Source organism: Paucisalibacillus algeriensis (assembly GCF_000577245.1).
Taxonomy (GTDB): Bacteria; Bacillota; Bacilli; order Bacillales; family Amphibacillaceae; genus Ornithinibacillus.
Genome location: NZ_CBYO010000022.1, coordinates 377,208 through 391,422, shown reverse-complemented (window position 1 = coordinate 391,422; position 14,215 = coordinate 377,208). Strand labels below are relative to the sequence as shown.

Genomic DNA, 14,215 nt, shown 5'->3' with positions numbered 1-14,215 from the left:
TCTTAGGGGTGAGTCTAATTAGAAAAATTACATTATCGAACGGTAATACTATAGAAGTAGAATGTCTTAGTTGTGCAATTGTAGATGGAATTATTGAACCTGAGGGTGGAGTGGTAGTTGAAACGGAATATTTCCATGCTCACCAAGATGTAGCCTATCCGATAAAAGGGTTGGTTATATTAGCGTCTAAGAGGCACATTACAAGTTTCGATGAATTAACGCGAGAAGAAAAACTAGATTACATAGATATTCTAACTAAGATTCGTAGGAAACAGCGGGAAGTATTGGGAGTTGAGTATGTTTATTATTTTTACAATGAAGATACAACACACCATTTCCATACTTGGATGGTCCCAAGATACGAGTGGATGTATGAGTTTGGTCGGTCGGTTGAATCGGTTAGACCGGTACTTCTCCATGCAAGAGAAAATTTGAATAGCAATGGAAATATTCAGGAAGTAAAGGAAGCTATTCATGCTTTAGCAAGAGCATTAAAAGAAGATTGAGGGAAATAAATGATTAAGAAATATACAATAGCAGATAAAGAAAAATTAAAAAAGCTCATTTCCATTATAGACGAGGACAAAGATGCCATCTATATTGCCGAAAAAGCAAACTGTATATGTGCTTTTACATCTTATCATCAAACAGAAATGATTGGGTTCCTAGTGTCATGGAAAAGTAGCTTTCATCCATTTTGTACTTATTTTGATGTTATTCATCATCCTAACCACACGACATGTATTGGGGAATTAATGGAAAAGTTAGAAGAAAACTTAAAGGAAGAGGATTATCCACTTCAAACAGGGGTTCATGAAAACTCCTTTCTCGACAATTACTATCGGGAGAAGAATTTTGATCTTATTCGCAAAACATACTTACCAACTATTCATCTTCCTTACCAAGGAATTACGTCTAGGGAACCTACTAATTTCGAAATAAGAACATTGGAAGATATTCTTCCTGGTCAAATGGAACAACTAGTAAGACTTGTCAAGAGAATATATGAAGAGACTCATTTAGTAAACCCTGTTGCTGAGTTCGAATTAGATAGGTGGAAAGGTTTGATTTTTGCTGAGGATTTAATTCGACAAGGAAGTTATGTGTTAGTAGATAAAAAAGAAGAAATTATTTCTTACTCATTACTACATGCATCAGAAAGTAACGGGACAGTTGAATTTGGCTGGAAAGGGACTAGAGATAGGTCAGAAATCGAAACTATTAATCTATTGGTTTCAAGCCAAATCGAATATGGTAAAAGAAAAGGATATAAAAAGTTGGAAGGGGAATTTGATACTACCGATCCATATGCGTTGGAAGTACTAAACCATTTTGGCTTTCCAAAGAGTCCAGTTTGGATTACTTATCAAAAAAAACAAAGGAGTTAACAAAATGGGATCGAGGATCATGCATTTAATTATTGCGAAACATATAGCAGAAAAAATAACAGTACAGGATAAGAATGCATTTTTCATTGGTGGTGTTGCACCAGATGCAGTTTATCCGAAAGGGAAGTCACATTTCTTCATCGGACATGAGAAAGACTATACGACAACTGTAGAATTTGAAAAGTTTCTGAATAAATATCCAAAGACAGATTACATTTTAGGGTACTACACGCATCTTATCGCAGATTATGTCTGGTTGAAGGGCTTTTATCAAGGTTGGTTAAAAAATAGAATGGATGTGGACGATACACTTTACAAAAGATATCATGGAGATTTCAGACTTTTAAATGCTAAATTACTTCATCATTACCAAATTGACGCTAGCATTCTTGATAGCTTGAACTTTGACCAAGTTCATGATTTAGATGAGGTAAAAGTAGAGGATGTTAAAGCATTTTTTCCTTATGTTAAAGAGGATATGAATTATTCAAAAGAGGATCTTGAGGAAGAACTTCAAGTCTTTACTTTTTTTCAAATTGTGGGTTACGTAGAGACATGCATTGAACGTGGATTGCTAAAACTTCAGGAAATAGGTATCAAATAATGGAATATAAATATATTTCTTTATTACAATCTAAACTTAGCGAAATTGTACTTTTATATAGTGAGGTATGGGGCGAACATTCTGTTGACTTTGCAGAACGTTTAAAACGCCATGCCAACTACCCTGGATTCAAGACAGTTGTAGCACTTAATGATGATGATGATGATGATGATGCTATCGGCTTCGCATACGGTTATACATCTAAACCTGGTCAGTATTATCATGAACAATTACGAAAGGCACTATCAAAATCTAACCAAGACTGGTGGCTGGATGATTGCTTCGAATTTGTTGAACTCGTCGTACACCCTAACCAAAGAAGGAAATATAAAGGACAAGAACTTGCAGCAAATTTACTGGAAGATATTCAAAATAAAACGGCAGTATTAACTACCCAAATGAACAATATCTCTGCTAGGAATTTATATAAAAAGTTAAACTGGGAAATTTTAGAGGAGAACTTTAAACCCGGAGATTCTAAAGATCCATATGTCATCATGGGGAAAAAGCTAATACCTTAAACAGTAGGAGTTAAAAATTGATGTTAACATATACAATAGCCTTTATTCTGCGTAGGAATGAAATCCTTTTATTAAATAGAGAATCTCCCTCCTGGATGGGGAGTTGGAATGGTGTTGGAGGAAAGCTGGAATATGATGAGTCACCGAGAGATTGTATTATAAGAGAAATACGTGAGGAAACAGGCATACAACTGCAAAATATTGCTTACAAAGGAACTGTGACATGGAATGTTGATGGTCATTATTATAATGGAATGTATGCGTTTGTAGCAGAGATCCCAGGTTATTTCGACTATAACACGCCAATTAAAACCGATGAGGGAATATTAGATTGGAAGAAAGTAGATTGGATTTTACACCCGGAAAATACAGGAGTTGCGAATCTGCAATACTTTTTGAAAGAAATGATACAAGGTGATCAGATTTATGATTATCATTTTGTTTATAAAGATAAGCAGGTGGAGCATTTTGAAAGGAAAGAACTAAATGCTTTAGATGAAATAAAGTAAGGGGAATAGTTATGAATGGAATTGATCTTCTAAGTAAATTTGGTTTTAACGTAACGAAAGAACCAGAGAGTATATATCCATTTTCACCTGTCTACCGGGTGAAAAATGGCGATCAAGATGTAATTGTGAAACGAACACAAAGAAGAGCAGAAACTGTAATGTCTTATACAAAGATGTTGAAAGACAATGGAATAAACGTAGTGACCCCGGTGAAATTAAATGTCGAAAACCCACAACAAATAGAAGATACCAGTTTTGTTGTGTACCCCTTTATCAAAGGAAACGTATATTCAGGCAAAAACAAGGAGATTTTCGAAGCGGGTCAATTACTTGGGAAGATTCATCGTCTATCCCCAAACTCCAATACTTACAATCTACTTGACTACGATGTTTATGATTTTAATCAAGATGAGGTAAATGAGAGTATGGAAGCAATATCCCAACATGCTAATAATGCTGGGGTAGGGATTGATACAGAACGATTAAACGAAGCATTGCTAGAGAGTGTAGCACTTCAAAAGGAACTCCAACATGCAGATTTACCACAAGTCGCTACCCCTCATGATTTTAAGGCTAATAATTTGATTTTGACACCAGAACCATATTTAGTTGATCCGGATAATGCAACATGGATACCAAGAATTTTTGACCTTGCATTGGCATTATTACTTTTCCATAATGAACATAAAAGTGCTCCAGCACGTGTATTCACGTTAATGGAGTGGAAACAGTTTCTTTCAGGATATACAATGTTTGTTACATTAACAGAAAAGGAAAAAGTATTTTGGGAGAAAGCAAAGAGGCATGTCTTTCTCGATGAAGTTATGTGGTTAATGGCTGAATATGAAGAGGATTGGCGAAATCCCGGTCAACAAGATTTGTTTCGTAGCTTAATACAAGTCCTGCTAGATGGTTCGGACTATACGATAGATTAAGGATAATAGAGAATTATTCTATGATTCATTAAAGAGCAGTGACGAACATCAAGATCACTTAAAAATAAATAAACAAACAGGATAAATCATTGAGATAGTTGGCACAGAATGAATTTAAACATGACATTAGTAACTATTTTCCAATTATTTGAAACCTTTTGGCTCCCTCAATCGTCTATATATAAGAGAAGAAAATCGCAACTCTAAAAAATACATATGTTCCAATCTTCGTAAAGTTCCAGGTTAGTAATTTAACGTAACATAGTTGTATAAATAGAGAATGACGGGCGAATCATGCTCTTTTATGGGAGGAGAAAATGAGAAAGTTACTGTCGATCTTAGTGGTTGCTGCTGTAGTTTTTTCATCGGGTTGTTCATCTCAAACCCTTCAAGATGCTATTAGTAGTGAATATGGTAAATATGACAAACCAGAAATCTTGTATCACAACGATGAGGTAGGGGTAGTTATTCTTTTGACGAAAGATGATAAGAATAATTTTATTATTTGTCGAAGTTCGTATGAAAAGAATGGCTTCAATCGGTATGTATTAGACACAACAAATGATTATTCAATGATAGTAGATATCGGTAAAAAGTCGGAATTTATTCAACTAGATACAATTGGCAATAGTACAGATACTCCACTAAATATAGTATGGGGCGGTGTTTTTCATTATCCAAGAGCAAAACAAATTGCCTATAAGGTTCATGATGGACAAGAAATGATCGTTGAAAATCTTGTAAATATTAATAAAAAGCATGTTTTTGTTGATGTTTTATCCAATGAGGTAACAGATTCCTATAAGCTGACTTTTGACGTAATAGATAATGAAGGAAATGTATTGTTTAGTTATAATTAATTAGAGAAAGTAAAATATAGAATACCCTTTGCAATTCCATGCAAAGGGTATTTTTCAATCTTATTTATTGGGGGTTTTTGTTAGATCTAATTTTGGATCTGACTGATCTATTGGTACTCGTTTAATGAAAAATGCGAGTATCAATGCAATAACAATAATTAGTGCTGAAACAAAGAATGAAAAGTTGATACCATTTAACATAGCAAGGTCTTCAAGCTGTTTTGGAATATCTAACGAAGAATTCGAATCAATTAAGCTCATGTCAATAGGTTCTTTACTTATTTCAGTAAGCCTAGCTTCCATTCGGCTATTCATGACGGTAACCATTAAAGCAGACCCAATTGCACCAGCTACTTGTGATAAGGTGTTATTCATTGCTGTTCCATGCGGATAATCTTTCACCGGTAATTGGTTCAAACCATTTGTCATGACTGGCATATTTACCAAGGACATTCCAAATGCACGCACCGAGAATACAAGTGCAACTAACAAATAAGGCGTAGTCATAGACAACTTACTGAATAAAAACGTTGTTACAGTCATAATGATTAGCCCAATTATGGCCATATTCTTTGCTCCATGTTTATCGAAAAGTCTACCTGAAATAGGTGACATAATCCCCATTACAAGAGCTCCAGGAAGCATTAGTAAACCAGCTTCAGTTGGAGAAAATCCACGAACTGTTTGGATGTAAAGTGGAATCAATATCATCCCTGAGAACAAGGCAAGAGATATCGTAATCGATATAGCTGACGATAGTGCAAACATTGGATATTTAAATATCCTAAATTCAAGTAGTGGTTCTTTGATACGGAATTGACGAAGTATAAGTAATACAAGTCCAATTGTACCAAGAATAACAGTTCCATAAACTGAAGGATTACTCCATCCCATCTCTCCGGCAGAACTAAATCCATATAAAAGTCCTCCAAAACCAATACTTGATAGAATGATCGAGAGAACATCTAATTTAATTTTATTTTGAGGTGTAAAGTTCTTAAGTCGGAAAATGGCGTAAAATAAAGACAAGATAGAAAACGGTAAGACAACATTAAATAACATTCTCCAACTAAAATGTTCCACTATAAATCCGGATAAAGTCGGTCCAAGTGCAGGTGCAACAATCATAACGAGACCAAAGAATCCCATTACTTGCCCACGTTTTTCAATTGGAAAGGCAACAAGCATGACATTCATTAAAAGTGGCATCATAATGGCGGAACCAGATGCTTGAATTAATCTTGCTATAAAGAGTACTCCAAATGTTGGGGAAATACTAGCTAGGAGTGTTCCTAACGTAAACAGACCCATAGCGGTAATGAAAATACTTCGATTCGTAAATCTTTGAATGAAAAAAGCACTAGCTGGAATCAGTATTCCGTTCACAAGCATATACCCAGTTGCTAACCATTGAACTTTTGCTGGGCTTACTTGGAACTCCGTCATAATAGATGGTAGTGCAACATTAAGAAAGGTTTCATTTAAGATCGCTACAAAGGCACCTACAAATAATATAGCGATGACCCCATAAGGAGCTTTTTGTTGTGGAGATATATTTTCAGACATAAGTATCCATCCTACTTTCTGTTAACATAGTAAAGCACTTTAGTATTTTATACCGATAGTATAATTATTGCAACGTTTAATTTTCCGTTTTTTTGAAATGTTGATTTAAAGAGGAAATGGGTGGTAAAATGAATTATACTATTGTTCTATTAAGGTGATTATGATGAATGTTAATATACGGAAAAAGAAGATAATAGACGCTGCACATCGTTTGTTTATTGAAAAGGGATTTTATGCAACATCGATTCAAGATATTGTAAATGACGCAAACATCTCAAAAGGGACGTTCTATAATTATTTTGTATCAAAGAATGAATGCTTATTAGCGATTTTGGAAAGTGTGCAAGAAGAGGGCAACCAAAAACGAATCGAGCTTTCCCTAGGTAAATCAATTAAAGATGAAGATGTGTTTATACATCAAATTGCAGTAAGATCTAATATGAATAGAAAGTATAATATGCTAATTTTATTTGAATCCATAATGCATTTGAATGAGCCAGATATAGAAACATTTCTGGAAGATCAGTATCGGGATGAAGTGCAATGGATTGCTAATCGGATATGTGAAATTTATTCTCCAGAATATTGGGATTATGCCTTGGACCATGCAGTCATGTTTCTCGGGATGTTCCAACATTTTATGTATGTATGGAAGATGGAAACAGATGAGGAATTTGAAACAGAGAAAGTTATACGTTTTATCCTAAATCGTTTGAAACCTATAATCGATGAACAAATCCAATCTGGTGAAAAGTTCTTTGCAAGGGATTGGTTTGGATTAGATTTAGACGAGATTTCAACAAAGGAATTACTTTCAAGGATAGTAAATAAAATAGATAGATTATTAGATAAAGTTGAGTTGGAGCAGCTCGACTATTTAAGGTTTCTTAAGGAAGAAATTCAAACAGATACTCCACGGAAATTTTTAATTGAAAGTATTATTTTATCCTTAACCAATATGTTTGAGGAAACAATCCTGGAACATGAAATTAGACAACTGGTGCAGATAACAGAAAAGTATTATAAAAATATCTAATGTAGGAGGGATTTCAATGGACTATGAGAAAGCTTTATCAGATTATATTGCTGCGACAAATACACATGATTTTCGTAATGTAAGAAATTTTTTAGATGAAAAAGCAGTATATTGGTTTTCAAATAAGACTTGTGAATCACTTGATGAAATTGGGCAGTACTTTGAGAATGCCTGGGAAACCATTAAAGATGAAGTTTATCAAGCAACTAATGTCCGGTGGCTAGTAAAGGAAGAGAACACAGCTACTTGTATTTATACTTATCGATATGAAGGATATTATGAGGGTAAGTTTGTACAGGGAAGCGGAAGAGCTACGAATGTTTTTATTAAGAAAGAAGACGGAACGTGGAAGTTAGTTCATGAACATTTGAGTGCTTTAAAGTAATATAATATAGTTTAGGGTTGGTAAAGCCTGTTTGGGTTCGAATCCCATCTTCATTCTACATTTAATGTATATATTAAAAGGTTAGCCGTATCGAGTGATGCGGCTTTCGTGTTAAATCTCTCCTCTGATTTTTTGTGTTTCCTCGTATTCATGGCCTGTCCTTCTAAAATATTTTATGCAATTAGATGATTGATGATATGTTATTTTTCGACATTATTGAAACATTAGAAGGATTTCTTACGTATTAGCTAGAATACTAGATTAGGAATTGTTTTTGGGAGTGAGAATAATGATTCGACTGCTAGAACCATCTGATGCAAAGCAATATTTTGAACTACGTGTAGAAGCACTGAAAAAAAATCCGGAAGCTTTTGCAACAAGTTATGAAGAGGTTATCAGTAAACCAAATCCAGTTGAACAATATGTAAAATCTTTTGGACAAGTTAATCACTATAATTTTGGAGCTTTTGAAAATGAGAAGTTAATTGGAATGGTGACATTACTACCTGAAACAAAGGAAAAGCTAAAACATAAAGCAAACATATTTGCTATGTATGTAACTCCGGAGCAAAGGGGTAATGGAGTGGGAAAAGCACTTCTTGATGCTGCAATTACACAAGCTCGTGAAATAGAAGGAATTACTAAGATTAATTTGTCAGTTGTTTCCATTAATCACGATGCCAAAGGACTTTACCAACAATTTGGTTTTGAAAGTTACGGTGTGGAAGAAAAAGCATTAAAAGTAAAAAATGTCTATTTGGATGAGGTATACATGTCCTTATCATTAGACTCATAACGAAAGTGGGGGAGCAATTGGAACTTTCAACTAGAAAAATGACCGATGAGTATGCGATAGAAATTCTTGGATGGAAATATGAATCGCCATATGATTTATATAATAATGTCCTTTCAGGTGAAGCAATCCTGGAATTAACTCGTCATTCGTACAAGGCAATTCTTTCTGATGAAAAAGTGGTTGGATTCTTTTGTACGGGAAAAGATGCGCAAGTCCCGGCTGGACATGAATTTGGTGCATATAAAGATGATTGTATCGATATTGGATTAGGTATGAGACCGGATCTAACTGGTAATGGATTAGGGTCCAAGTTCTTACACTATATTTTGGAAAAAATTCAACATGAATATGATGGATGCATCAGATTAACAGTCGCAGATTTTAATAAACGGGCAATCCATCTTTATGAAAAGTTTAATTTTGTGAAAAAACAAGCGTTCCTACGTAAAGATATGAAGTTTATTGTGATGGTAAAGGAAGATTGAATGAAATTAGGCGGAATTAATCATTTGTTGTTCTCTGTTTCTAATCTAGAGGAATCTATTGAGTTCTATATTAAGGTTTTTGATGCAAAGCAATTGGTGAAGGGAAAAAGAACGGCTTACTTTGATTTAAATGGGTTGTGGCTAGCATTAAATGAGGAAAAGGATATTCCACGAAGCGAGATACATAGATCTTATACGCATATAGCTTTTACTGTAGATGAGAATGATTTCGAAGGGTACGTTAGTAAGTTACAGGGGTTAGGTGTAACAATATTATCAGGTAGAGAGCGGGATATTCGGGATAAACAATCGATATATTTTCTGGATCCGGACGGACATAAGTTTGAGTTTCATACAGGGACTTTAACCGATCGATTGCGATATTATAAGGAAACTAAACCACATATGGAATTTTTTGATTGAGGGATTCTATGGTGAATCTAGCTTGGGGGGAGTAGCAGGTGAATAAAACGTTAAATCAATTTATTAAAACAACAGAAGAAATTAATAGCCTTAATGAAATTGAAGATTCTCGCTTAACAGAACCAATTCGTGAAGGAAAGTGGTCAATCCGTGACATAGTTGTACACCTATATTATTGGGACAAGTATAACTTAGAAGAAATGGTACCTAAAATGAGTGACGGTGAAAAGTTACCAGAGTTCCCTGATCATGACAGACACAATGCAGAAGGAATCCATTATCTTCGCAATAAATCAGTGGATTTTATCGTAAATCTTTTTGTTGAAACTAGAAGACAATTAGTGGATAGCCTAGCTGCTATTCCTGAGGATACTAGATTCTTGATAGGAAAAGGCAAGCGTCAGTATTCAAGTGAAAGTTTTACAACTATTTTTTTAAAACACGATCAACATCATTTGAAACAAATTAATATGAAGTTAAATAGATAGCTCATGAATCTGTGATTGATTGTGTACTTAAAGTTACCCTGGCAATTCCACTTCAACAACGGTTTTTGAGTGAATGAATGAACCTAAAATCGTTGTTGATAAGTTTAGTTTTAGTTTATATTTTGATTAGCTTACCTTCCATATTAGAACCTTTTAATTTCTTATTTCGTCCATTTCTGTGGTGTTTTCTATATAGGCCTGTTCTTCCTCTGAACTTAATACACCTGTAGCTACTCCACCATCTACTGCCACTCTTTCCGATGAGGCTTCTTTATGTACTAAGTTATGATCATATACAATATTAGTAAAGTCACCCTCCGCCCAACGGTCTATTATTGCTAGTTCCGCTTTAGTTAGTCCAATTTTATTATTATTCTTACTTACTGCATCATGCAACCAGTTAATACGCTCCTCTGTCATTTCAAAAAATCCCCATTTTGCATAAGCGTCAACTTTTTGGTGTGACATATAATGAATATACTCTAATACTATTTTTCTAGTTAAACCATTTTTTGATACAACATCCCCAAATGGATTAACACCTTCTCTTACGTCCGTTTTACTTTTTGAATCTGTTTTTTCATTGATGACATCTTCTGTTAATGATGCATCTTCTGATCCAGTACCTATCTCCTGATAAAAAGACCATCCTATGAATCCCACAAGTATAATTGAGCCAATAATACTTATCGGAAGTAGAATTTTTTTAGACATTATATGTAATCCCCTTGTTCTTCTTTTTTTAATATTTATTGTCTTCTTAATTTTTCTACCATTTTACAATCATATTACTATTATTAATCTATATTCGCAATATTATGTTCACTAGATTTATTAGGTGATCGATCTGAGGTAGAATGCTAGATTTATGAACGTAATCTAGAAGGACAATTACAATAAACAACAGTGGTATCAACTCCGAACAAATTAACTTATCGGTAAGACTTTCCATTAATAAATCTAGTCATATTATATAAACTTGTGCGTGTGAAAAAAGAAGAAAACAATAAAAAAGGAGCATAAATGGCTCCTTTTGTTGTGAATTATAGTGTGTAACTTATCAAGATTTAAGATTCAAAACCAAGCTGCTCGATTTGATTCATAAAGTTGGTGATGCTATCAATCGTTTGAAATATTTCTGAATTCTTTAATTCGTCAATTGCAATTTCACCATTCTCTTGTATTTGATTAATCACATCAAGGAGTTTTTCATTATTGGCTAAGATATCAGTGTGAATACCTTCTGCTATGGCAGGAACTTCAATTTTATTGAATTCCTCCACAGTTTCTTCCAATTCTGTTAAGGTAGTCTCTACCTCGGCAATGTTAACATTTCCCTCGTTCAATAATGTTTGAACTTCTTCACCATAAGTGCTCATCTCATTCAAATATTCTGTTGTCTCTGTCGCGTAATTTAGTGAATTTTGTGTTTCTTCTAATATTCCACAACCGGAAATAAAAACGACTGTAGTTAACAGTAGTAAGAAAATTATTCTCTTCATATAGCATCTCCTTTATAAGAAATTCCTTGCCCCAAGCATAACATGTGTGAAACAGGATGTCTTGTCATGAACGTCTAATATTTTTACCAAAAATTTCTTGACGAATACATTTAATCTTGTTATATTACATATAACCAAATGGTTATATAATGAGGTGAGAGTAACTATGTCTGATGTTTATCGTGCATTAGGAGATCCAACAAGACGACAAATCCTTAACATGCTGAAAAGTGCAAATCTAACACAAAAAGAAATAGTTGAGGCTTTTGACATCTCTCAACCAGCCATTAAGAAGCATTTAAATGTCTTATTAGAGGAAGAGATCGTTACAGCAACGATACAGGGAAAGTATCGAATTTACTCCTTGAATCAAGAGTCACTTCAGATTGCCTACAAAGAAATGCTTCAATCCATCGGAGATTTACTGGATGATCAGCTAGAAAGCTTGAAAAATTATGTGGAAAAGGGAGAAGAGTGAAATGGCAAAAGTTAAAGAATCCATTAAGCGAGAAGTTGTAGTGAATGCCCCACTTGAAAAGGTTTGGGACGCATTGACAAAAGAAGAGCATTTAAACAAGTGGTATACGAAGGAAGCGATGATTGATTTCCGAGTTGGTGGTAAAGGTTACATGAATCATGGATGGGGTTCTACTTCAGAAGGGGTATATACTGAAATTGAACCAATGAAACGTTTTATATTGCAAGGATCCGATGGAGATTTTAGAACGATTACAGAAATAAACGAAGTTGAAAATGGAGTAAAAGTTAGTATTGAATACCAAGCTTCATTTATTGCGGAAATGAATGATTCAATAAAAGAAAATATGCTATTTGGCACTGGACAATTTTTAGAGAACCTTAAAAGTGTCTATGAATTGGGACTAGATAATCGTGAAGAATTGTGGAGAACATGGATTGGTATCACGCACACTACTGACCAAGCAGGTATCGGTTCGGAGGTTCTAACCGTTAAAGAAGGAACTTCTGCTGATAAAGCTGGATTACAGCCAGGTGATATCATTACCAATCTAGATCATAATAAGGTCTATGGTTATGAGTCTTTTGAAAGATTATTAAATCTAAAGGATATTAAAGAAATTGTGATATTAAGGGTGTTGCGTGATAAGACTGAAATGGAAATAAAATGTCTGGTAGAACCATATCCAGTTGCGTATTAGAAGTATTAGATATTAAACAACTATAGCATGGGTGGTTCTCGTTCATTATTTTAGAAAAACCTACTAAAGTATCGCTACAAAAGTCTATTATACGTAATAATTTCAATAATACGGTCGATAGCCTAATACTTATCCATTCTCCTAATAGATGTGATTTCAGCACTTGGGCTATCTCCGCTACCATTATTAGCTTCTACAACAGATCTAGCTCTAATTGCACGGCAGCTCTCGAAGCGGCATTTTCACATCAATAATTATAAATCAAGGATAAGAGGATTTCTCTCTTATCCTTGATTTTTGTCACAATTTCATTCACTATTTCGTTTTATTGGTAATAGCGGAATGGAGTTGTTCAATATGAATAAAATTACTTGTGTTGTAATAGGCGGAGGATATGCAGGAATTCATGCAATAAAGTCTATTCAGAAGAATGTTGGAAGAAAAAAGTCATTGCGAATCATATTAATAGATCCAAATCCTTATCATATTAGAAAGGTACTTCTTTTCAAACCAGTAGTTGGAAAGGAAGGAATCAAAATACCTTGGAAACGTATTTTTCCCTCTGGTGTAGAGATTATTCAAGGGTCTGTAACGAGCATTAATAAGGAAGAAAAGACTATCATATTTCAAAACGGGAAGGGCGAAGAAAAACTAATCTTTAATACTGTCGTTATAGCTGTTGGTAGTAGTTTTCACCGAGATAATTCCAATAATGGAGGCATAACGCTTTCAAGCCCTGACAATGCCGAATACATTTATAAGAAATGGAATGAGAATTTAAAGCATGCCTTAAACGCAACTAGTCCTGATGAAAAGGAAAAATTAATGACTGTTACGATAATTGGAGCGGGAATAAGTGGGATTGAAACTTCTGCAGCATTGGCAGAGCAGATGAAAAACACGGCTGAAGATATAGGTTTGAACCCTAAGAAAATCAACGTATTTCTTATTAATTCTAAAAAATCATTATTCATGGAAGGTCCCACCAAATTGGGGGAAAAACTAGAGGATAGACTTTTTCAATTGGGAGTAAAGGTGCTTCATGATACTAGGGCCAAACAAGAAATTGATGGAATAGTAGAATTAGATTGTGGGCAGCAAATTCCATCCGGTCTATGTATTTGGACAACCGGATTAGTCCCTAACCCAATATTATCGACATGGAATATTCCTTTGACAACAGATGGTAGAATTTTCGTAGATAATTCTTACCGAGTTGTTGAGATGGAGGGGATGTATAGTATTGGTGACTGCGCACGGATTGTTGACCCTAGGACTGGTAAGGAAGATCAAATGACCTGTAAAGAAGCAACTATTCAAGCCAGAAGATTAGGTAGAATCATGAAAGCTGATATTCTCTATAAAAGAACTCCCGTCCACAAAACCCCACTAACAACCTACTGCTTTGGCTTGGGTGAAAAACAAGGATTAGTCTGGGTCAACTTACCTAAAGTAAATATTTATCTATCAGGGAAAATTGGCTATTGGATTAGAAAGATAACTTGGGACATTGCAAGTTTGGTAAAATAAAAAGAAAGC

19 protein-coding genes are annotated in these 14,215 nt (G+C 34.5%); 16 read left to right on the top strand and 3 right to left on the bottom strand.

Annotated features, from left to right (window positions below):
* The first annotated feature begins 17 nt into the window (after window positions 1–17).
* The 7 genes from TY11_RS18060 to TY11_RS18030 all read left to right on the top strand — a co-directional run bounded on the left by TY11_RS18060 (window position 18) and on the right by TY11_RS18030 (window position 4,817).
* Window positions 18–506 (top strand): HIT family protein, encoded by a 489-nt coding sequence (locus TY11_RS18060; protein WP_042150410.1) that lies wholly within the window; start codon window positions 18–20, stop codon window positions 504–506.
* A 9-nt stretch (window positions 507–515) separates the two neighbouring features.
* Window positions 516–1,388: a hypothetical protein gene (locus tag TY11_RS18055; protein ID WP_042149531.1), complete on the top strand. Its 873-nt coding sequence runs from the start codon at window positions 516–518 to the stop codon at window positions 1,386–1,388.
* A 4-nt stretch (window positions 1,389–1,392) separates the two neighbouring features.
* On the top strand, window positions 1,393–1,992 hold the full coding sequence (locus TY11_RS18050) for a zinc dependent phospholipase C family protein (RefSeq protein WP_042149528.1): 600 nt from the start codon (window positions 1,393–1,395) through the stop codon (window positions 1,990–1,992).
* Window positions 1,992–2,513, top strand: a complete 522-nt coding sequence (locus tag TY11_RS18045) for a GNAT family N-acetyltransferase (protein WP_042149525.1) — start codon at window positions 1,992–1,994, stop codon at window positions 2,511–2,513. Before TY11_RS18050 ends, TY11_RS18045 begins: the two co-directional genes overlap by 1 nt.
* Before the next feature lie 20 nt (window positions 2,514–2,533).
* A complete protein-coding gene (locus TY11_RS18040; RefSeq protein ID WP_042149522.1) occupies window positions 2,534–3,022 on the top strand; it encodes an NUDIX hydrolase in 489 nt (162 codons plus the stop codon).
* A gap of 11 nt (window positions 3,023–3,033) precedes the next feature.
* The gene (locus TY11_RS18035; RefSeq protein ID WP_042149518.1) at window positions 3,034–3,957 is read left to right on the top strand and encodes an aminoglycoside phosphotransferase family protein; all 924 of its coding nucleotides are present in this window, start codon (window positions 3,034–3,036) and stop codon (window positions 3,955–3,957) included.
* Window positions 3,958–4,274: 317 nt separating this feature from the next.
* The gene (locus tag TY11_RS18030) at window positions 4,275–4,817 is read left to right on the top strand and encodes a hypothetical protein (protein WP_042149515.1); all 543 of its coding nucleotides are present in this window, start codon (window positions 4,275–4,277) and stop codon (window positions 4,815–4,817) included.
* 60 nt (window positions 4,818–4,877) lie between these two features.
* Here the strand turns inward: TY11_RS18030 and TY11_RS18025 are convergent, their stop codons facing one another.
* Window positions 4,878–6,383 carry a DHA2 family efflux MFS transporter permease subunit gene (locus TY11_RS18025; RefSeq protein ID WP_042149511.1) on the bottom strand — a complete coding sequence of 502 codons (1,506 nt, stop codon included), beginning with the start codon at window positions 6,381–6,383 and terminating at the stop codon, window positions 4,878–4,880.
* Window positions 6,384–6,546: 163 nt separating this feature from the next.
* On the opposite strand from TY11_RS18025, the gene TY11_RS18020 reads away from it, so the two are divergent.
* From TY11_RS18020 to TY11_RS17995, 6 genes are all read left to right on the top strand, one after another.
* A complete protein-coding gene (locus TY11_RS18020) occupies window positions 6,547–7,419 on the top strand; it encodes a TetR/AcrR family transcriptional regulator (RefSeq protein ID WP_042149508.1) in 873 nt (290 codons plus the stop codon).
* A 16-nt stretch (window positions 7,420–7,435) separates the two neighbouring features.
* The gene (locus tag TY11_RS18015) at window positions 7,436–7,804 is read left to right on the top strand and encodes a YybH family protein (RefSeq protein ID WP_042149505.1); all 369 of its coding nucleotides are present in this window, start codon (window positions 7,436–7,438) and stop codon (window positions 7,802–7,804) included.
* Between the two features lie 289 nt (window positions 7,805–8,093).
* On the top strand, window positions 8,094–8,600 hold the full coding sequence (locus TY11_RS18010; protein ID WP_042149501.1) for a GNAT family N-acetyltransferase: 507 nt from the start codon (window positions 8,094–8,096) through the stop codon (window positions 8,598–8,600).
* A 17-nt stretch (window positions 8,601–8,617) separates the two neighbouring features.
* Entirely contained in the window at window positions 8,618–9,085 is a 468-nt protein-coding gene (locus tag TY11_RS18005) for a GNAT family N-acetyltransferase (RefSeq protein WP_042149498.1), read from the top strand.
* Entirely contained in the window at window positions 9,086–9,508 is a 423-nt protein-coding gene (gene fosB / locus TY11_RS18000) for a metallothiol transferase FosB (RefSeq protein WP_042149496.1), read from the top strand. It abuts the gene before it with no gap.
* Window positions 9,509–9,546: 38 nt separating this feature from the next.
* Window positions 9,547–9,996: a DinB family protein gene (locus TY11_RS17995; protein ID WP_042149493.1), complete on the top strand. Its 450-nt coding sequence runs from the start codon at window positions 9,547–9,549 to the stop codon at window positions 9,994–9,996.
* 153 nt (window positions 9,997–10,149) lie between these two features.
* On the opposite strand, the gene TY11_RS19920 is transcribed toward TY11_RS17995, so the two are convergent.
* Together TY11_RS19920 and TY11_RS17985 are read right to left on the bottom strand one after the other, a co-directional pair.
* Window positions 10,150–10,710: a DUF6241 domain-containing protein gene (locus tag TY11_RS19920; RefSeq protein WP_052345890.1), complete on the bottom strand. Its 561-nt coding sequence runs from the start codon at window positions 10,708–10,710 to the stop codon at window positions 10,150–10,152.
* A gap of 353 nt (window positions 10,711–11,063) precedes the next feature.
* Window positions 11,064–11,498, bottom strand: coding sequence for a DUF6376 family protein (locus TY11_RS17985; RefSeq protein WP_042149490.1), 435 nt, complete (start codon window positions 11,496–11,498; stop codon window positions 11,064–11,066).
* Between the two features lie 166 nt (window positions 11,499–11,664).
* On the opposite strand from TY11_RS17985, the gene TY11_RS17980 reads away from it, so the two are divergent.
* The 3 genes from TY11_RS17980 to TY11_RS17970 all read left to right on the top strand — a co-directional run bounded on the left by TY11_RS17980 (window position 11,665) and on the right by TY11_RS17970 (window position 14,206).
* On the top strand, window positions 11,665–11,976 hold the full coding sequence (locus tag TY11_RS17980) for a metalloregulator ArsR/SmtB family transcription factor (protein WP_042149487.1): 312 nt from the start codon (window positions 11,665–11,667) through the stop codon (window positions 11,974–11,976).
* 1 nt (window position 11,977) lies between these two features.
* Entirely contained in the window at window positions 11,978–12,676 is a 699-nt protein-coding gene (locus TY11_RS17975; protein ID WP_042149485.1) for an SRPBCC domain-containing protein, read from the top strand.
* Between the two features lie 357 nt (window positions 12,677–13,033).
* On the top strand, window positions 13,034–14,206 hold the full coding sequence (locus TY11_RS17970; RefSeq protein WP_042149482.1) for an NAD(P)/FAD-dependent oxidoreductase: 1,173 nt from the start codon (window positions 13,034–13,036) through the stop codon (window positions 14,204–14,206).
* Window positions 14,207–14,215 lie beyond the last annotated feature (9 nt).